Origin of the sequence: Streptomyces sp. NPDC004667 (assembly GCF_040609475.1) — a bacterium.
Classification (GTDB): Bacteria; Actinomycetota; Actinomycetes; order Streptomycetales; family Streptomycetaceae; genus Streptomyces.
This window is the reverse complement of the sequence record NZ_JBEXKC010000025.1, coordinates 45,573-63,954: the sequence shown is the minus strand read 5'-3', so window position 1 is coordinate 63,954 and position 18,382 is coordinate 45,573. Positions and strand designations below refer to the sequence as shown.

At 73.3% G+C, this 18,382-nt stretch carries 21 protein-coding genes; 17 read left to right on the top strand and 4 right to left on the bottom strand.

All coding sequences use genetic code 11. The features are described from left to right. Positions 1-108 precede the first annotated feature (108 nt). The 5 genes from ABZW32_RS16695 to ABZW32_RS16675 all read left to right on the top strand — a co-directional run bounded on the left by ABZW32_RS16695 (position 109) and on the right by ABZW32_RS16675 (position 3,630). Positions 109-1,473: an MBL fold metallo-hydrolase gene (locus tag ABZW32_RS16695; protein WP_356216299.1), complete on the top strand. Its 1,365-nt coding sequence runs from the start codon at positions 109-111 to the stop codon at positions 1,471-1,473. A gap of 61 nt (positions 1,474-1,534) precedes the next feature. Next, positions 1,535-1,894 (top strand): rhodanese-like domain-containing protein, encoded by a 360-nt coding sequence (locus tag ABZW32_RS16690; protein ID WP_356216296.1) that lies wholly within the window; start codon positions 1,535-1,537, stop codon positions 1,892-1,894. After that, positions 1,891-2,637 carry a sulfite exporter TauE/SafE family protein gene (locus tag ABZW32_RS16685; protein WP_356216293.1) on the top strand — a complete coding sequence of 249 codons (747 nt, stop codon included), beginning with the start codon at positions 1,891-1,893 and terminating at the stop codon, positions 2,635-2,637. The genes ABZW32_RS16690 and ABZW32_RS16685 overlap by 4 nt, the downstream gene beginning before the upstream one ends. An 89-nt stretch (positions 2,638-2,726) precedes the next feature. Beyond that, complete coding sequence (locus tag ABZW32_RS16680; protein WP_356216290.1) at positions 2,727-3,299, top strand: rhodanese-like domain-containing protein; 573 nt, start codon at positions 2,727-2,729, stop codon at positions 3,297-3,299. A 64-nt stretch (positions 3,300-3,363) separates the two neighbouring features. Then, positions 3,364-3,630, top strand: a complete 267-nt coding sequence (locus ABZW32_RS16675; RefSeq protein ID WP_266845506.1) for a metal-sensitive transcriptional regulator — start codon at positions 3,364-3,366, stop codon at positions 3,628-3,630. 72 nt (positions 3,631-3,702) lie between these two features. On the opposite strand, the gene ABZW32_RS16670 is transcribed toward ABZW32_RS16675, so the two are convergent. Then, complete coding sequence (locus ABZW32_RS16670) at positions 3,703-4,257, bottom strand: hypothetical protein (RefSeq protein ID WP_356216287.1); 555 nt, start codon at positions 4,255-4,257, stop codon at positions 3,703-3,705. A 212-nt stretch (positions 4,258-4,469) separates the two neighbouring features. On the opposite strand from ABZW32_RS16670, the gene ABZW32_RS16665 reads away from it, so the two are divergent. Further along, positions 4,470-5,123: a hypothetical protein gene (locus ABZW32_RS16665; protein ID WP_356216285.1), complete on the top strand. Its 654-nt coding sequence runs from the start codon at positions 4,470-4,472 to the stop codon at positions 5,121-5,123. 143 nt (positions 5,124-5,266) lie between these two features. On the opposite strand, the gene ABZW32_RS16660 is transcribed toward ABZW32_RS16665, so the two are convergent. Then, positions 5,267-6,559 carry a HAMP domain-containing sensor histidine kinase gene (locus ABZW32_RS16660; RefSeq protein ID WP_356216282.1) on the bottom strand — a complete coding sequence of 431 codons (1,293 nt, stop codon included), beginning with the start codon at positions 6,557-6,559 and terminating at the stop codon, positions 5,267-5,269. 112 nt (positions 6,560-6,671) lie between these two features. On the opposite strand from ABZW32_RS16660, the gene ABZW32_RS16655 reads away from it, so the two are divergent. From ABZW32_RS16655 to ABZW32_RS16615, 9 genes are all read left to right on the top strand, one after another. After that, positions 6,672-7,271: a hypothetical protein gene (locus tag ABZW32_RS16655; RefSeq protein WP_356216279.1), complete on the top strand. Its 600-nt coding sequence runs from the start codon at positions 6,672-6,674 to the stop codon at positions 7,269-7,271. Continuing rightward, complete coding sequence (locus ABZW32_RS16650; protein ID WP_356216276.1) at positions 7,271-7,969, top strand: ATP-binding cassette domain-containing protein; 699 nt, start codon at positions 7,271-7,273, stop codon at positions 7,967-7,969. The genes ABZW32_RS16655 and ABZW32_RS16650 overlap by 1 nt, the downstream gene beginning before the upstream one ends. Beyond that, positions 7,966-8,676 carry an ATP-binding cassette domain-containing protein gene (locus ABZW32_RS16645; protein ID WP_356216273.1) on the top strand — a complete coding sequence of 237 codons (711 nt, stop codon included), beginning with the start codon at positions 7,966-7,968 and terminating at the stop codon, positions 8,674-8,676. Before ABZW32_RS16650 ends, ABZW32_RS16645 begins: the two co-directional genes overlap by 4 nt. Beyond that, the gene (locus ABZW32_RS16640; protein ID WP_356216271.1) at positions 8,673-9,017 is read left to right on the top strand and encodes a hypothetical protein; all 345 of its coding nucleotides are present in this window, start codon (positions 8,673-8,675) and stop codon (positions 9,015-9,017) included. Before ABZW32_RS16645 ends, ABZW32_RS16640 begins: the two co-directional genes overlap by 4 nt. Beyond that, complete coding sequence (locus tag ABZW32_RS16635) at positions 9,014-11,674, top strand: FtsX-like permease family protein (protein WP_356216268.1); 2,661 nt, start codon at positions 9,014-9,016, stop codon at positions 11,672-11,674. Before ABZW32_RS16640 ends, ABZW32_RS16635 begins: the two co-directional genes overlap by 4 nt. Before the next feature lie 20 nt (positions 11,675-11,694). After that, positions 11,695-12,435, top strand: coding sequence for a response regulator transcription factor (locus ABZW32_RS16630; RefSeq protein ID WP_356216265.1), 741 nt, complete (start codon positions 11,695-11,697; stop codon positions 12,433-12,435). Between the two features lie 325 nt (positions 12,436-12,760). Further along, positions 12,761-13,213 carry a hypothetical protein gene (locus tag ABZW32_RS16625; RefSeq protein ID WP_356216262.1) on the top strand — a complete coding sequence of 151 codons (453 nt, stop codon included), beginning with the start codon at positions 12,761-12,763 and terminating at the stop codon, positions 13,211-13,213. Between the two features lie 57 nt (positions 13,214-13,270). Further along, a complete protein-coding gene (locus ABZW32_RS16620; protein WP_356216260.1) occupies positions 13,271-13,762 on the top strand; it encodes a hypothetical protein in 492 nt (163 codons plus the stop codon). A gap of 39 nt (positions 13,763-13,801) precedes the next feature. After that, on the top strand, positions 13,802-13,969 hold the full coding sequence (locus tag ABZW32_RS16615) for a hypothetical protein (RefSeq protein ID WP_356216258.1): 168 nt from the start codon (positions 13,802-13,804) through the stop codon (positions 13,967-13,969). Here the strand turns inward: ABZW32_RS16615 and ABZW32_RS16610 are convergent. Beyond that, the gene (locus ABZW32_RS16610) at positions 13,938-14,087 is read right to left on the bottom strand and encodes a DUF6188 family protein (RefSeq protein WP_356216393.1); all 150 of its coding nucleotides are present in this window, start codon (positions 14,085-14,087) and stop codon (positions 13,938-13,940) included. The genes ABZW32_RS16615 and ABZW32_RS16610 overlap by 32 nt on opposite strands. Before the next feature lie 516 nt (positions 14,088-14,603). Between ABZW32_RS16610 and ABZW32_RS16605 the strand changes: the two genes are divergently transcribed. After that, positions 14,604-15,068: a lamin tail domain-containing protein gene (locus tag ABZW32_RS16605; protein ID WP_356216255.1), complete on the top strand. Its 465-nt coding sequence runs from the start codon at positions 14,604-14,606 to the stop codon at positions 15,066-15,068. A 157-nt stretch (positions 15,069-15,225) separates the two neighbouring features. Here ABZW32_RS16605 and galE read toward each other — a convergent pair whose 3' ends face one another. Further along, entirely contained in the window at positions 15,226-16,221 is a 996-nt protein-coding gene (galE, locus tag ABZW32_RS16600; protein ID WP_356216252.1) for a UDP-glucose 4-epimerase GalE, read from the bottom strand. 271 nt (positions 16,222-16,492) lie between these two features. Here galE and ABZW32_RS16595 point away from each other — a divergent pair, with 271 nt between their 5' ends. Further along, positions 16,493-18,382: an alkyl sulfatase dimerization domain-containing protein gene (locus tag ABZW32_RS16595; protein ID WP_356216250.1), complete on the top strand. Its 1,890-nt coding sequence runs from the start codon at positions 16,493-16,495 to the stop codon at positions 18,380-18,382.

Genomic DNA, 18,382 nt, shown 5'->3' with positions numbered 1-18,382 from the left:
GTTCGCCGTACCTGTCGTACGTACGCGGTCAAAAATACCCCCGGGGGTACCCGTGCTACGCTCGGGATATACCCCCGGGGGTAAATGTCAGCCGAAAGGAGCGAGCACGTGTTCTTCATCGACACCATCGAGACCGAGGGCCTCGGAAACCGCAGCTACCTGGCGGGCGGCGCGCGCACCGCGGCGGTCGTCGACCCGCCCCGCGACATCGACCGGGTCCTCGCGGCGGCCGCGGCACGCGGGGTGCGGATCTCCCACGTGGTCGAGACCCACCTGCACAACGACTACGTGAGCGGCGGCCTGGACCTGGCCCGCCTGACCGGCGCCGCCTACCTGGTGCCCGCCGGCGCGCGCGTCGGCTTCACCCGGACCCCGGTGACCGACGGCGACACCGTGGGCGTCGACGAAGGGATCACGTTGCGGGCGCTGGCCACCCCGGGCCACACGCCCCACCACACCTCCTACGTCCTGGAGGAGCGGGGAGCGGTCGCGGCGGTCTTCACCGGCGGTTCGCTGCTGATCGGCTCGGTGGGCCGCCCCGACCTGGTGGAGCCCCGGCTGACCGTGGAGCTGGCCCGCGCCCAGCACGCCTCCGCGCACCGCCTGGCCGCCGAGCTCCCCGACGAGACGGCGGTGCTGCCCACCCACGGATTCGGCAGCTTCTGCTCCTCCTCCCAGTCGGAGGGCGACACCACCACCATCGGCAGGGAGAAGAGCGCCAACGAAGCCCTGGTCATGGACGTCGACAGCTTCGTCGCCGCCCTGCTGGCCGGCCTCGAGGACGTGCCCGCCTACTACGCCCACATGGGCCCCGCCAACGCCGCCGGCCCCCGGCCGGTGGACCTGAGGACGCCTCCCCTGACCGACGCGGCAGACATCGCGCGACGTCTGGCCGCCGGCGAGTGGGTGGTGGACCTGCGCAACCGGGTCGCGTTCGCCGAAGGACACGTGGCGGGCTCCTTCAACTTCGAGGCCGAGGGGAAGATCGCCACCTACCTCGCCTGGATGATCCCCTGGGGCAAGCCCGTCACCCTCCTCGCGGAATCACCCGCCCAGCTCGCCGCCGCCCAGCGCGAACTGGTCCGCGTCGGCATCGACCGCCCGGCCGCGGCCGCCACCGGCACCCCCCGTGACTGGGTTCCCGACGGGCACTCCCCGCGGTCCTTCCCCCGGGCCACCTTCGCCGACCTCGCCGCCCGTGCCGCGGACTCCCGACCGGTGGTCCTGGACGTGCGCCGCGACTCAGAGCGCGCCACGGGCTGGATCGAGGGCTCCGTGCACATCCCCGTCCACGACCTGCACCGGCGCCTGGCCGACGTCCCGGCCGGAACCGTGTGGGTGCACTGCGCCGGCGGGATGCGGGCCGCGATCGCCGCCTCCCTGCTGGACGCGGCCGGACGTGACGTCGTCGCCGTCGACGACTCCTTCGCCGCCGCCTCCGAGGCCGGCCTGCCCCTCACCGACGGCAGCTGAACCCCCCCCCACCCCCCACCCCCCACCCCCACCCCGACACTGAGAACCGGAAGGAAGACGGATGTTCCTCTTCCGTCGCGGCCCCGCCCGCGTCACCCCCGCCCAGGCCCACCGGGACACCACCGACGGAGCCGCCGTGCTCCTCGACGTACGCGAACAGGCCGAGTGGAACGCCGGACACGCCCCCGGAGCCGTACACGCCCCGCTCTCCCGGCTCGCCACCGGCGCCGACCTCCCCGCTGCCGCCCGGAACCGGCCACTGGTGGTGATCTGCCGCTCCGGGCACCGCTCCCGGCAGGCCGCCAAGCTGCTCACCGGGCGCGGAGCCGACGCCGTGGACGTCGAGGGAGGCATGAACGCCTGGGCGTCGGCCGGGCTCCCGGTCGTCGACGGGCGCGGAAGCCCCGGCCGGACAGCGTGAGCACGCTCATACTCGCCCTCGCCGCCGGAGCCGTCATCGGACTGGCCCTCGGGGCGCTCGGCGGCGGTGGCAGCGTCCTGGCCGTACCCGCCCTGATCTACCTCCTCGGCTTCACCCCGGCCGAGGCCACCACCGCATCCCTGATCATCGTCACCGTCACCTCCGCCACCGCGCTCCACACCCACGCCACCTCCGGCCACGTCCGCTGGAAGACCGGCGCCCTGTTCGCGGCCGCGGGCATCCTGCCCGCCATGGCCGCGGCGACGCTGGCCGCCCGCGTCCCCGAACCGGTCCTGACCGCGGCGTTCGCCGCCACGGCCGCCCTCGCGGCCTGGCGGATGTTCGGCTCGTCGGGCCCCGACCGGGGGCCCCGGCCCATACGGGCGGCCCGTGCTGCCGGAGCGGGCGCCGGGCTCGGCGCGGTCACCGGGTTCCTCGGTGTCGGCGGCGGCTTCCTCGCCGTCCCGGCCCTGGTCTCCGTACTGGGACTGCACATGCGGGCCGCCGTCGGCACCAGCCTCCTGGTGATCACCGTCAACTCCCTGGCCGCGCTCGCCGCCCGCGCCGGCAGCCACGCCCCGCTGCACTGGGCGGTCATCGCCCCCTTCGCGGGCGCCGCGATCCTCGGCGCGTGGGACGGAAAACGCCTCGCGGCCAAGGTCTCGGGCCCCGCCCTCCAGCGGATCTTCGCGACCGTGCTGATGGCCGTCGCCGCCCTCATGCTCGCCGACGCCCTCCACTGACCTCGCGACAAGCCCCTTCACCCCACCACCGTCATCGATATCCCATGGGGTACCGCGACAGCGGCCCCCGCCCACCCGTGAGGAACACCATGACCCAGCCCCGAACCCTCGACGCCCGGCAGGCCGACAGCCGGCTGCACGAACTGATCGTCCTGGACGTCCGCACCCCCGGCGAATACGCCACCGGTCACCTCCCCGGCGCCCTCAACATCCCCCTCGACGACCTCACCCGCGCCCTGCCCGACATCCGCGAAGCCGCCGACCGCGGCGACGTCCTCGTCGTCTGCGCCTCCGGCAGCCGCTCCGCGAAGGCCTGCGAGACCCTCGCCGAGAACGGCATCACCACCGCCACCCTCGCCGGAGGCACCCAGGCCTGGACCGAGGGCGGCCACACCCTCCACCGACCCGACCACGCCCCGCGCACCGCCTGGAGCATGGATCGCCAGGTCCGCCTCACCGCGGGCGCCGTCGTCCTGACCGGCCTCGCCCTCGGCCGCCTGCGCCCCGCATTCCGCCTCGCCTCCGCGGGCGTCGCCGGCGGCCTGGCCTTCTCCGCCCTCACCGACACCTGCGGCATGGCCGCCGTCCTTGCCAAACTCCCCCACAACCGCCCCCGCCGGGGCGACCTCGAAGCCACCCTCGAAGCCCTCCGCGACCACTGACCTCGTCGACCGGATACCCCCTGGGGTACCATGGGCGGACAGCGCACAACGCCAGGAGGCACCGGTGAAGGTCGACGACGACGCAGTGAACGCAGTCCTCAACCGGCTGCGCCGCGCCCAGGGGCAGCTCGCGGGCGTCATCGCCATGATCGAAGCCGGACGCGACTGCAAGGACGTGGTCACCCAGCTCGCCGCCGTCTCCAAGGCCCTGGACCGCGCGGGCTTCAAGATCGTGGCCAGCGGCATGCGCCAGTGCATGACCAACGCCGACGAGAGCCAGCCCCCCATGACCGAGGAAGAACTCGAAAAGCTCTTCCTCGCCCTGGCCTGACCCGCACCCTCACGCCGAACCGCTCACCCGGTTTCCCGGTCTCCCGTGTGCACGGCCGCCTGAGAAGGTGCTTCAGCCGCTGACGGCAGCCGCATGACGAACCGGCCGTCGGCGGGGCTCGCCGTCCAGGACCGCCCACATGCGCCGACCGTCCTCCCCGGTGTCCGTGCCGACCGAGTCGACCGTGGCGAGCAGGGCCACCGTGCCGAGCACGGTGTGGTCGGGCGCTCCCGTGGTGTGGCTGAGGACGGCGACGAGCACCTTCCGGTCCTGGTCGCCCAGATGCACACTGAGCCGCTTTCCCCCGTCCGCCACGGCCGAGGTGACGAGGAGCCGTACGACGCTCGCCAGATCTTCCTCGTCCAGGGCCGGGTACCCCCACCCCCGGACCGTCTCCAGGACCTGGCGTACGGCCTTCGCCGGGGCCCATGCGTCCGCCCGGAACGGGTGCGCGGCCGTACGCCGGTTCCGCACCACCATGCGCGGCCGGGTGCGCACCGGCATCCCGTCGGCCGACTTCGTCGCGGGCTGCGGCCGCGGGGGCTCCACCGGCTTCTTCTGCGGTGGCGGGGTCCGCGGGGGGTAACTCGGCGGGACCTTGGGCCCCTTGGCCTCGGGACTGGTCAACGCGGCCTCCTCGCGACGGGGGACTCCATCTTGGCAGGCTTCTTCCACCCCGGGAGCCGATTCATCCGGCTCGGGACACGAATCCGGCTCGGGGCACGAATCCGGGCCGGGGCACGAATCCGGCTCGGGACGCCGGCCCCGGGTGCGCGGCCGGCGCCCGTCCGCCAGGCCCGGACACCGCGGATGTCAGTGGCAGTTGGCAGGATGGACCCATGAGCAAGGTAGTGAATTTCAGCATGGCGAACCGCGGCGCGGTGGCGCGTTTCGTACCCGCCCGCGATCTGACGGCGGACGAAGAGCGCCGTCTGGGCAACATGCGGCAGAAGGCGCGGGCGCGCCAGGACGATCTCGACGCCCAGGGAGTGGACTGGGGACTGCCGGTGCCGGACGCGCTGGAGGGACTGATAGCCGGTCGGGCGGACTCCACCGCCCAGTACGCCGGCTGCGCCTATTACGCGGCCCTCCAGATCATCATCGACCACAACGCCTCCGACCCCGACACCCTGGCGAGTTACCGGAGCCCCGTCACCTACTTCGGCGCGCTGGACGCCGCGTTGAGCGCGGCGGGCGTCCCCGCGGACCTGCTGCCCTACCAGTACGTCTTCAGCGGTCCGCCTGCGGAGATCGGCATCCACATCCCCGGCCCCGTGGACGGCTCACCCGAAATCGGCTGCTGGCCGCTGGCGCAGGCCGGTCCCGCGGTGGCCGCTTACCGCGAGGTGCTGGACCGGATCGACACCGATCTGCGGTACGACCTGGAGGAGCTGATCAAGTGCCTCGACAGCTGGGCCTCCGAGTGGAACGACGGCCGGGGCGCCTGGTGGTGGGCCGAGGACGGCTCGATCTTCTTCTCCATCGTCGGCTGACCGACGGTACGGAGCCCGGGGGCAACGCACGCGACGGCACGGCCCCCGGGACTTCGACCAGCGCGAGAGCGGGGCACGCGGTGGTGCGGTGCACGCCGTGACGCGGCACGCGACGGCACCGGAGCGAGGGGCGCGGCAGCTGCTCAGTCCGGCGCCGCGGGCAGGAGCAGGGTGAACGTGGTCGGCGAAGTGCCGCGCAGGCTCAGTCTGCCCCCTGCCGCCTCCGCGAGCTCCCGGGCCACCGCCAGGCCGATCCCGGTGCCGGAGCCGCCCGTTCCGCCGCGGGCGAAGACCGCCCCGGCGTCCAGGGTGAGCGTCCCCTCGTCGGCCACGTCGACCGCGACGGCCCCGGCCGCCTCGCGGGCGGTGACGGTGGTCGTACCCCGGCCGTGGCGCAGGGCGTTGTCGATGAGGACGTCGAGGACCTGCGCCGTGGTACGGGCGGGGACCTCGAAGGAACCGGCCCCCGGCTGGGAGCGCACCTCCAGCCGCCGGCCCGCCGCGGCGAGCACACCGTGCCACCGCGACTCCGCCCGCTCCAGCACCCGGCCGAGCGGCTCACGGGGGAGCGCGGGCCCCCCGCCGGCCCCGGACCGGGCCAGCCGCAGCACCTCCTCGACCGTCTCTTCCAGATGGCGTGCCTGCTCCAGGGCCTCCCGCAGGGCGGGACGCAGGTCCGAGCCCGGCGGGAGCTGCCGGGCGGCCTCCAGACCGAGCTGGAGCCCGGTCAGGGGAGTGCGCAGCTGGTGCGAGGCATTGGCACTGAAATCACGCTCCCGGCGCAGCAGTTGGGTCAGCCGCTCGACCATGGTGTTCTGACTGCGCGCCAGCTGGTCCAGTTCGGTGATCCCGCAGGGCGCCGCCCGGGCGCCGAGGTCGCCGTCGGCGATCTCACGGGCCGTGCGGGAGAGTGCCGCCACCGGAGCGCTGAGCGCGCGGGCCTGCCGGCGTGCCACCAGGACCGCCGTGGCCAGCGCGACCAGGGTCACCGCGAGGAGCAGCGCCCAGGCCCACAGCACCCGGGTCCAGACCGACCGCGCGGGGACCGTGGCCCGTACCACCGCGATCACCTTCTCGCCGGAGACCACCGGGACGGCGACGACCAGATCCGCCCCGGTGCGGCCGCTGACGGCCTGGCCGGCGGCCGCCTCCCGGGTCACCCGGTCCGCGACCGCCCCGCCCCTGCCCGCGCGCAGGTGCGACGCGAGGTCGTACACCCCCAGCGTCCCGCCCGGCCTGGGCGGCGACAGCTCCAGGGCGTCACCGGAGGCGAACTCCGGCCCCACCGTGACCGTCGCGGCCAGCGCCGTACGCTCCAGGGCGCCGCGTTCGTCCTCGAAGAAGGACTGGTGGATGACCCAGGCGAGCGGCACGGCCAGCAGGACGAGCGCCACCAGCACGGCGGACACCGCGACCCGCACCACACGCTGCCTCATGCGCCCATCATGGCGCCCGGCAGCCGGTTTTGCCGTCGTCTAACCGTCGCCGCCCCGGTGCTTCACCTCGCGCTGCCTAGCGTGGAAGACACCTCGTCCTGCGGAGGTCCTCATGAACGTACGCGGCACGCTCGCCCCCTGCGCGGGAGTGGTCCTCCTCACCGCCGTCCTCGCCGGATGCGGCGCGTCCGGCTCCGCCACGGCCGCCGGCCCGAAGCCGCCACCGCCCGCCCCCGCCGAGTCCAACCCGCCCGGTGACATCCCCGACAACCAGGCCTACGTGCCCTTCGCGCCGCCCGGTACGGGGTTCACGGTCAGCGTGCCCGAGGGCTGGGCGCGCACCACCACCGGCCCCGTCACCACCTTCACCGACAAGCTGAACCGCATCGAACTGTCCGAGCACCCGGCGGCGAAGCCGCCCACCCCCGCCTCGGTGACCGCGGGGGACGTGCCGTCGCTGGCCAAGGCGGTCCCCGCCTTCGCACCCGGCAAGGCCACCGAGGTCAGCCGCAAGGCCGGCCCCGCCGTCCGGTACACCTACCAGGGGAACTCGGCCGCGGACCCGGTCACGGGCAAGGCCGTCCGCGACGCCTTCGAGCGGTACGTCTTCCACCACCGGGGCCGTGACGTCGTCGTCACCCTCTCGGGACCGGTCCACGCCGACAACGTCGACCCCTGGCGGACCGTCACCGACTCGCTGAGGTGGCGGTGATGGACGCGGTCACGCACGGCACGGGCACCACACCGGCCCTCGACGCGCGCGAGCTGTACCGCTTCTACCGTTCCGGGGAGGAGGAGACCCTCGCCCTGCGCGGAGTGTCCCTCACGGTGGCCCCGGGAGAGCTCGTGGCCGTGGTCGGCCCCTCCGGCTCGGGGAAGTCCACCCTGCTGGCCTGCCTCGCGGGCCTCGACGAGCCCGCCGGCGGGTCCGTACGGATAGCGGGGGAGCGGATCAGCCACCGCCCGGAGGCCGAGCGGGCCGGGGTCCGGGCCCGCCGGATCGGCATCCTCCTCCAGACGGAGAACCTGATCGCCCACCTCGACGTGGCACGCAACATCCGCCTCGCCCGCACGGCCGCCGGCCGCCACGGTACCCCGGCCCAGGACGTCGACGTACTCCTCGACCGGGTCGGCCTACTCGGCCGCGCCCACGCCCTGCCCCGCGAACTGGCGGGCGGGGAACTGGCCCGCGCCGCACTGGCCGTGGCCCTGGCCAACGACCCCGACCTGCTGCTCGCCGACGAGCCCACGGGGGAACTCGACGGGGGTACCGAGCGCCGCGTCCTGGAACTGCTGCGGGCCCGGGGGAGCGACGGACGGCGGGGCGTGCTCCTCGTCACCCACAGCACCGCCGTCGTGGGCGGCGCCGACCGGGTCCTGACCCTCCGCGACGGCAGGCTCCGGCCATGACCGGCCGGGCGCTCGTCACCTGCCGGGATGCCGGGCGGACGTACGGGCGCGGGCCCGCGGCCGTGGTCGCCGTACACGGCACGAACTGCCGGGTGCACGCCGACGACCGGATCGCCGTCATGGGGCCCTCGGGCTCGGGGAAGTCCACCCTGCTCCACCTGATGGCCGGACTGGAACGGCCGACCACGGGCGAGGTGGTGTGGCCCTGGCACACGGACACCGCCGGCCGGCGAGCTCGCGTACGGGCTCGGGTACGGGCGCGGGCGATGGCCATCGGGGTCGTCTTCCAGAGCCCCAGCCTCATCGCCACCCTCGACGTCGCCGAGAACACGGGCCTGCCGCTGGTGCTGGCCGGCGAGAGCGCCGACCGCGCCCGCGTACGGGCGCTCGCCGCCCTGGAACGCGTCGGCGTCGCCGACCTCGCCGACAGACTGCCCGACGACATCTCGGGAGGCCAGGCACAGCGCGTCGCGGTCGCCCGGGTCCTGGCCGCCCGGCCCCGCCTCGTCCTGGCCGACGAACCGACCGGCCGTCTCGACCGCACCACGGGCCGCCACGTCGTGGACGTCCTGCTGGCGGCGGTCGACGAGATCGGCGCCGCCCTGGTGGTGAGCACCCACGATCCGTCCGTCGGAGAACGCCTGCACACCCGCTGGACCATGTGCGACGGCCGGCTCCTCCTCCACCCGGACGGAGGCACACCGTGAACACCGGCCGACCGGTGGGCGGGGGCCGGCACCGCCCCGGCCCCCTCGCCCCGGTCGCTCTCTTCCTCGTCCTCGCCGCCGTGCTCGTCGCCGCCGTGCTCGTCGCTGCCGTGCTCTTCGCGGCGCTGCCCCGCCCCGCTCCGGCCGACGAACCGGCGGGACGCGGCGACCACACCATCGTCGGGCGCATCGCCGACGTCTTCGGGGACGCGGTCGCCGCGAAGGGGGCTGCCGGCCCGGCACCCCGGCACACCCGGGAAGTCGGCGGACCTCCACACGGTGCCGGGACGGTGAGCGACGTACACCCGGCCACCACCACCGGCGGAGGAGGCACACCGTGATCGCCGCCTGGCTGGCCGGCCTGCTCCGCCACCGCGGCGGCAGGCTCCTCGTGGCCGCCCTCACCGTAGCCCTGGCCGTCGCCCTCATCGCCGCGCTCGGTACGTTCCTGACCGCCTCCCGCTCGACGATGACCGCGCGCGCCGCCCGGTCCGTCGCCGTCGACTGGCAGGTGCAGCTCCAGCCCACCGCGCAGCCCGCCACCGTGCTCGACACGATCCGCCACACCCCCGGGATCCGCACCGCACTGCCCGTCACCTACGCCCGCAGCACCGGCTTCCGGACGACGGCCGCCGGTTCCGTGCAGACCACCGGCGAGGGCGTGGTGCTCGGCATCCCCGACGGCTACCGCACTGCCTTCCCCGGCGAGATACGGCCGCTGACCGGCGCCCGGGACGGAGTCCTGCTCGCCCAGCAGACCGCCGCCAACCTGCACGCCGCACCCGGCGACACCGTCCACATCACCCTGCCGGGCACGACCGCCGCCACCGTCACGGTCGCCGGAGTCGTCGACCTCCCCCAGGCCGACTCCCTGTTCCAGAAGGTCGGCGCCCCACCCCAGTCGCAACCCGCCGCCCCGCCCGACAACGTCGTCCTCCTGCCCGCCGCCCTGTTCGACTCCCTCACCGCGCGCACCAGAGCCCTGGATCCCGCCGCCGTCACCACCCAGGTGCACACGGCCCGGGACGCACGCCTGCCCTCCGACCCCGCCGCCGCGTTCACCGCCGTCACCGGAGCCGCCCACCACCTCGAAGCCCGCCTCTCCGGAGCCGTCCAGGTCGGCGACAACCTCGGCGCGGCCCTGGACGCCGCACGCCAGGACGCCCTGTACGCCCAACTGCTCTTCCTGTTCCTCGGAGCCCCCGGCGTGCTCCTCGCGGCCCTGCTCACCTCCGCCCTGGCCGGCGCCGGAGCCGACCGCCGCCGCCGGGAGCAGGCCCTGCTGCGCACCCGCGGCCTCGACCGGCGCCGGGTCACCGCGCTCGCCGCGGTCGAGGCCGGCGCCATCGGCCTGGGCGGCGGCCTGCTCGGCATCGCCCTCGCCGCCGCGGCCGGCCGGATCGCCTTCGGCCGCGCGTCGTTCGGGGCCGCCGGCCTCGTACCGCTGCGCTGGTCCCTCCTCGCCCTCGCCGTCGGTGCGGCCGTCGCGGCCGCGACCGTCCTGCTGCCCGCCGTACGGGACCAGCGCACCACCACGGTCACCACCGCGCGCCGCGCACTCCCCCCGACCGGTGCCCCGCTGTGGCAGCGCACCGGACTCGACCTCATCCTGCTCGCGGTCGCGCTCCTCCTCTTCCGGGCCGCCGCCGGCAACCGGTACGCCCTGGTCCTCGCCCCCGAGGGAGTGGCGAGCATCTCGGTGTCCTACTGGGCCTTCCTCGGCCCCGCGCTGCTCTGGCTGGGCTCCGCGCTGCTCCTGTGGCGGCTGACGACGTACGCCTTCGCCCACGGCCGGCGCCCGCTCACCCTCTTGGTCCGGCCGCTGACCGGCACCCTCGCCGCCGCGACGGCCTCCGGGATGGCCCGCCGGCGCCGCGTCCTGGCCCGCTCCGTCGTGCTGCTCGCCCTCGCCGTGTCCTTCGCGCTCTCCACCGCCGCCTTCAACGACACCTACCGCCACCAGGCGGAGGTCGACGCCCAGCTCACCAACGGCGCCGACGTCACCGTCACCCGGCCGCCCGGCACGGCGACCGGCCCCGACGCCGGGCAGGCCCTGGTCTCCGTCCCCGGAGTGCGCCACGTGGAACCGCTCCAACACCGCTTCGCCTACGTCGGATCCGACCTCCAGGACCTCTACGGCGTCAACCCCGCCACCATCACCTCCGCGACCGCCCTCCAGGACACCTACTTCGCGGGCGGCACCGCCCGCAGCCTCCTGCACCAGCTCGCGGCACGCCCCGACTCGGTCCTCGTCAGCGAGGAAACGGTGAAGGACTTCCAGCTGACCCCCGGCGACCGGCTCAACCTGCGCCTCCAGGACAGCCGCACCGGGCAACTGCGCACCGTGCCGTTCCACTACGCGGGCGTCGTCAAGGAGTTCCCCACCGCCCCCAAGGACAGCTTCTTCGTCGCCAACGCCGCGTACGTCGCCCGCGAGAGCGGCAGCGAGGCCGTCGGCGCGTTCCTCGTCGACACCGGCGGCGTACACCAGCAGACCGTCGCCGCCCGGCTGCGCGAGCGCCTGGGCACCACGGCCACGGTCACCGACCTCACCCGGACCCGTTCCGCCGTGGGCTCCAGCCTCACCTCGGTGGACCTCGCCGGACTGACCCGGATCGAACTCGGCTTCGCCGTGGCCCTGGCGGCCGGCTCCGGAGGAGCGGTGCTCGCCCTCGGCCTGACCGAGCGCCGCCGCACCCTCGCCGTGGCGAGCGTCCTCGGCGCCACCCGGGACCAACTGCGCGGCATGGTCCTCGCCGAGGCGGCCACCGTCGCGCTCGCCGGCCTCGCCGCGGGAGCCCTCATCGGCTGGGCCCTCGCGCAGATGCTCGTCAAGGTCCTCACCGGCGTCTTCGACCCGCCGCCGTCCACGCTGTCCCTCCCCTGGCCCTACCTGGCCCTCACCCTCCTCGTCACGCTCGCGGCCCTCACCGCCGCCGCCCTGCACGGCGCCCGCGGCTCCGGCCGCCCCGCCGTCGAAGAACTCCGCGAACCGTGACCGGCACATAACCTCACACCATGAGCACCGGTACCGCGGGGCGCCCGCCCACCGCCCTGGTCATCGAGGACGACGACACGATCGGCCGCCACCTGGAGAGCGGGCTGCGCGGCAACGGCTACACCACCACCTGGTGCCGCACCGGCTCCGCCGCCCTGACGACCGCCCACCACAACCCGCCCGACCTGGTCCTCCTGGACCTCGGCCTGCCGGACCTCGACGGGATCGACCTCGCCCGCCGCCTTCGCGAGGACCTCCCGGACCTCCTCATCGTCATCCTCACCGCCCGCACCGACGAGATCGACGTGATCGCCGGACTGGACGCGGGAGCCGACGACTACCTCGTCAAGCCCTTCAGCATGACCGTGCTCCTCGCCCGCCTACGGGCCCACCTGCGCCGCCGGCCTCCCGCGGAGGCGGAACAGGGCACCGAGCCCATCCGACTGGGCGACCTCACGGTCGACACGGCGGCCAGGCGCGCGCTGGTCGCCGACCGGGAAGTCCCCCTGCGGGCGAAAGAGTTCGAACTCCTCGCGGAACTCGCCCGCCACCAGGGGAGCGCCGTCTCCCGGGAGACGCTGATGGCGCGGGTGTGGGACGAGAACTGGTTCGGCCCGACCAAAACCCTCGACGTCACCATGGCCTCCCTCCGCCGCCGCCTCCACACGGCCGAAGCCACGGCACCGCACACCCTCCGCCTCCCGCAGATCACGACACTCCGCGGCCACGGCTACCGCCTCGACCCGGCGCCTTCCCGATGACCCGTCTTCTCCGTCCCGGGACGGGGTCCGCTTCCGGGCGATGCTGTTCCGGCTTGTCCCAGGAGGCGTTCCCAGGTGCCGCCGTCTTCGGCCGACACGGGTTGCGGTCAGGGGCCGGTGGTGTGCCGGGCTGTCCCTTCGCGGGCGGCTCTCCGCCGGCCCCTTTTCGCATGCGCCCACCCTGGCCGCCGCGTACGGCCACCACCAGGGCGACGGTTTGAACCGTACCTTCAGCGCCACCAGGTGCGGTTGGGTGCCGTCGGCGGAGCCGACGGGGCCTGAAATGTGGGTGCCGAGCCCTGGGCCGGTCGGGCAGGATCCGGGTATGTCCACCGACATCAGCGGAATGATCGAGTGCCGGCCGGGGGCCCGCCTCTGGGGTCCCGACGACGAGGACTCCGTGTGGGAAGCCGCCATCGATCTCTTCCTGCTCAACCGGGGCAACGCCTACGACGGCCTCGCCTGTCTCTTCGGAGTCCGAAACTCCTTCGGCTTCCGGTCCGTCGCGGAAGACCGCGGCTTCCCGGACGATGCGTCGGTGGGGCTGAGGAGCGAGTACGCAGCCTATGCGGGACCCGGTGACGCATTCGCAGCGACATGGGTCACCTGGGCTGAGGTCACCACCGTCGATTGGCAGGAAACGGACAGCTCCGGCACCCGAAGCCGGGCCGATGCCGCAGGTGACGGAAGCGACTGGGGCCGCGTGTGGACCGTCATGGGCACGCTCAGCGAGGTCCACGGGGCGGAGAACGTGCGGCTCGTCGTGTGGTTCCACTGACCACACGGCAACCGGCATCTCCACCTCTCCGTCTGGGATCGGCCCACAATGACGCCCATGGCCGATGGAGAGCGCGACGAGACGGAAGCACCCACATTCCTGTCGTCCGCAGCCGAGGTGGCTCGGCTGCTGGACCTCGACACCGCGGCCGGCGTGCCGGAAGACCGACGCGCGCGGCACCTGGCGCATGCAGCGCGCAAGCCACTGCTCGAACGCGGGAGCCTGCCCGAGGAGTTCTTCGCTCCACTGATGACCGCGGCCGTATACGACCCCGACCCGAGCTTCTGCCGCTGGTTCGTCGAGCCGGCGGTCTACGTGTTCGGACGCCGCCGGGTCATGGCGATACTGCTCGACCGTCTACTGACGGGCACGGACGCCGAACAGGCGGGTGCCAAACGGGCCTGGTACTGCGCTCACGTGCCGCTGCACGCGGACAGGTCTCCGGCATACGCGCCCGGTGGACGCCGCGATCCCGCCCTGGACGAAGTCCGCGACCTGACGGACAAGTGGCAGGAGTACGCAGCCGTACCCGGCCGCAGCGAAGCCTGATTCCACACGCAGAGCACCGGGGCCGGCATCTCCGGTGCCGTGTCGCTGCTGCTGCCGCCGCTGAGGATCCCGTCCGCGAAGGCCAAGCAGGCGGCGAAGGCCAGGGAGCGTGCGTCGGCCTGGCGTGAACGCGCGCTGGGGTCGGACTACGACCTGATGTCGGCGGTGGAGCCGCTCACCTCCACCCCGCCCCGGGCCTCGCGGTGAGGATCCCCCTGCCCCGGACCGCCACCGTCCACGCCGACCGCTCGTCACTGGGCGGCACCAGCAGGCGCCAGCCGCCCGCGAACAGCACCCGAAGGGCCCCCTGATCGGAGACCTTCACCTCGGCAACGGCCTGATGCAACAGCGCGGTCGCCTTGCCGAGGTTCGTCTGGGGCCACGCCGAGAGCCCGTACGCACGGTGCGCGTGGTCGGCCGCTCCGCCCCCGAGGCGTCGGGCTTCGCTGCGGCCAACGGCACGTAGGTACGTTCGAGATTGATGTCGATGTGCGAAGAAATCCGGTGAACGGTCGTTACGGAATATTGTGCTCCGCTTGGGTGGTGGGCCTGGCGAGTGCGCCGGGTGGTGCGCCGGTGCGCACGGACCGCCGTGCCGCCGAGTCGGGCGGGTGGGTGTAGTGGGCAGCGGTTGTCAGGGCCGCGCTGGCTGGATTTGCGTGTGGTGTGCAGGCGAGTGTGACGGAAATGTCTGCTTCTGGTAACCGGTCCCGGTGAGGGCTGCAGCCGGGCGGGCGGCGGGTCGAGAGTGGGGCCCTCGGCTCACTCCGGGCCGGGAAAACGCACCGCTGCTCCTACCTGTTTCGGCCGGTGGGGCAGTGTTCTTGAGGGAGTGTCACCCATGTCGTCTGCTTCTTCCTCCGTCCGCCGTATCGCCGCCACCATCCTGGCCGCCGGGGCCGTCGTCGGTGCGGCCGCGCTGCCGGCCAGTGCGCAGGACCACGCTCCCCGTCAGCACCCGCGGGTGGAGATCAGCCGGGTCCAGGCCGACAGCCCCGGACGTGACGACCACTCCAACCGCTCCCTGAACAACGAATGGGTCGAGATCACCAACACCACCCGCGACGCCATCAACCTGCGCGGCTGGACCCTGCGCGACGCGGACGGCAACCGCTACCGCTTCGACAACGTCCGCATCAACAGCCACGCCACCATCCGCATCCACACCGGCAGCGGCCGCAACACCCGCACCGACCTCTACCAGGGCAGCCGCGAGTACATCTGGGGCAACCAGGCCGACACCGCCACCCTGCGCGACGACCGCAACCGCGTCGTCGACACCGAGACCTGGGGCCGCCGCCGCTGACCCCGCCACCGGCAACAGCCGGCGCGCCGACGGCGACGGGGCAACAGCCCGGACCCTCGGCTGACCGGTGCCGAGCAGCAGGCATGGGAACGCCTGGCCGTGAGAGCTCTCACGGCCAGGCGTTCCCACGTCCGCGTCATGAAGAGGGCCGGCGGGATCAGTCCTTCAGAAGCTGGTCGCGTACCGGAATCCACTCCAGGGCGGACCGGATGCCGTCCTCCACGGACAGCTTCGGCGTCCACCCCAGCAACTCGGCCGCCCGGTCGCTCTTGGTGTAGCCGCCGGCGACGTCACCGGGCCGCGGGCCGGCGTCCACGGTCGTCAGGGGCGTGCTGACGACCCTGTTGAAGGCATCGCACAGTTCCCGCACCGTGGTGCCCGAGCCGGTGCCGAGGTTGATCGCGATCGAGCGCTCGGACCCGGTGAGGATGGAATCGAAACGCTCGATCGCCGCGACATGGGCTGCGGCGAGGTCCCACACGTGCACGTAGTCCCGGATCCCCGTGCCGTCACGGGTGGGATAGTCCGTGCCGGTGATCGGGAACGGCCGCCCTTCCCGGTGCGCCTGGATGAGCACGCCCAGAGCGTGGCTGGGCCGCCTCAGCTGAAGCCCGGTACGCAGCCGGGGGTCGGCCCCGACCGGGTTGAAGTACCGCAGGGACAGCACGCGGGGCCCGGTCACGGCGATGTCGGCGAACATGCCCTCGCACACCGCCTTGGTCCGCGCGTAGGGGCTCTGCGGAGCCAGCGGCGAATCCTCGTCGACCGGCGAGCCGTCCTCCGCCCGGTAGATGGAGGCCGAGCTGCTGAAGATGATCCGGTCGCAGCCGTTGCGGTGCAGGTGGCCGACGAAGGACAAGGACTTGCCGACGTTCGCTTCGTAATACCCGATCGGGTCCGCCACGGACTCCGGCACCACGATCAGCGCCGCGCAGTGCACCACGGCGCGGATGTCCGGGTGTTCCGCGAAGATCCGGTCGATCAGCGGGCCGTCCGCGATGTCCCCCTCGTAGAAGGTGCGACCCTCGGTGAACTCCCTCCGCCCTCGGACGAGGTTGTCGAGGATCACGGGGGTGATACCCGCGTCGAGGCATGCGGACGCGACGGTGCTGCCGATGTAGCCGGCCCCTCCGGCGATCAGGACGGTTGTCACGGTTGTCTCTCCCGGTCGATGTGAGGCTCGGTGGGCGACCGGCACCCAGGCTAGCGGGTCCGTCAGATCGACCGGCTGACTCCGGCGCCGCCCGAACACCTTCGAGGACGGCCGGATGGATCCGTGGCCGGCGCCGGAGGGCGAGGAGTCCGTCGGCGATGGCCACGACGGACGGAGAACGACACGGACACGGACAGCCGTGAGGTGGCTGACCATGTATGCCGGGATCGTGTGGGTATCGTACGTTCCGAGTCGCTCGAACGGAGTTCCCTTGAGCCAGAACCGAGCCACCGAGGCGACGCGCCGATCCCTGGCGGACGCGGTCGCGGCGATGCCGATGGCCGACGAGCGGGATTTCGCGGACGCCGCCCGCGGGTTCGTCGCCCGCAGCGCCGTCCGGCAGGTCACCGCGGCGGACGGGCGGGTCGTCTGGGACCTGGACGCCTACGGGTTCATGGCCGGGGAGGCACCGGAGACGGTGAATCCGAGTCTGTGGCGCCAGGGACGGCTGCTGATCGAGGACGGGCTGTTCGAGGTCGTTCCCGGCATCTACCAGCTGCGGGGCTTCGACCTGTCGGTCATGACCGTCATCGAGGGCGACAACGGTGTCGTCGTCGTCGATCCGCTGGTCAGCAAGGAGACGGCGGCCGCGGCGTTCGCCCTCTACACCGAGCACCGGGGCGCGCGCCCGGTCGCGGCGGTGATCTACAGCCATTGCCACATCGACCACTTCGGCGGGGTGAAGGGCATCGTCAGCGCCGACGACGTCGCCTCGGGGCGTACGCAGATCATCGCGCCGGACGGCTTCATGGAGCACGCGGTGTCGGAGAACGTGTTCGCCGGCACGGCGATGGCCCGCCGCGCCGGCTACATGTACGGTGCCGCGCTGGCCAAGGGACCGTACGGGCAGATCGGTTCCGGCCTGGGCCAGACCGTCTCGACCGGCGAGGCGACCCTGATCCCTCCCACGCTCTCCGTCACGAGGACCGGTCAGACGGTCACCACCGCCGGTGTCCGGTTCGTCTTCCAGGTCACGCCGGGCACCGAGGCACCCGCCGAGATGAACTTCTACCTTCCCGATCACCGGGCCCTGTGCACCGCGGAGAACACCTCCCACACGCTCCACAACGTCCTCACCCTCCGCGGTGCGCAAGTACGTGACGCCCGCGCCTGGGCCGACTACCTCACGGAGACCATCGGCCTGTGGGGCGAGGAGCTCGACGTCGTGTTCGCCTCCCACCACTGGCCGACCTGGGGACGCCAGGACGCGGTGGAGTTCCTGAGCACGCAACGCGACCTGTACTCCTACATCCACGACCAGACCCTGCGCCTGCTGAACACGGGCTGCGTCGGCACGGAGATCGCCGAGACGCTGCGGATGCCGCCCGCGCTGGAAGCCACCTGGTCCGCCCGCGGCTACTACGGCACGGTCAGCCACAACGTGAAGGCCATCTACCAGCGCTACATGGGCTGGTACGACGGCAACCCCGCCCACCTGTGGGGGCATCCGCCGGTCGCGGCCGCACGACGGTACGTCGCGGCGATGGGCGGCCCGGACGCGGCGGTCGACATCGCCCGGCGAGCGTTCGACGAGGGCGACTACCGCTGGGCGGTCGAGGTCCTCGACCACGTCCTGTTCACCGACGAGGACCACGACCGCGCACGCACCCTGCAGGCCGACGCGTTCGAACAGCTGGGCTTCGGGGCCGAGAACGGCACCTGGCGCAACTCCTTCCTCTCCGGCGCCCACGAACTGAGGCACGGGCAGTTCGGCACGCCCAGTACCGCGGCCTCACCCGACATCATGGCGGCGCTGACGGTCCAGCAGGTCTTCGCCGGTGTCGGTATCCGGATCGACGGCCCGCGCGCCTGGGACGAGCACATCGTGCTGTCCTGGGTCGTCACCGACGAGGGGACCACCCACGTGACCGAGGTGCGCAACGGCGCGCTGAACCAGCGCGTCACCGACGGCCCCGCACCCGGTTCCACGACGTTCACCCTCACCCGGCCGACGCTCATCGCCCTCGTCGCCGCGGGCCAGGACCTTGCGACGGCGCTCGCCGACGGCACCGTGAGCGTCGAGGGCGACCCCGCCGACCTCGGCCGGCTGGTCGACCTGCTCGGCCCGGTCGACCCGGACTTCGCGATCGTGACGCCATGA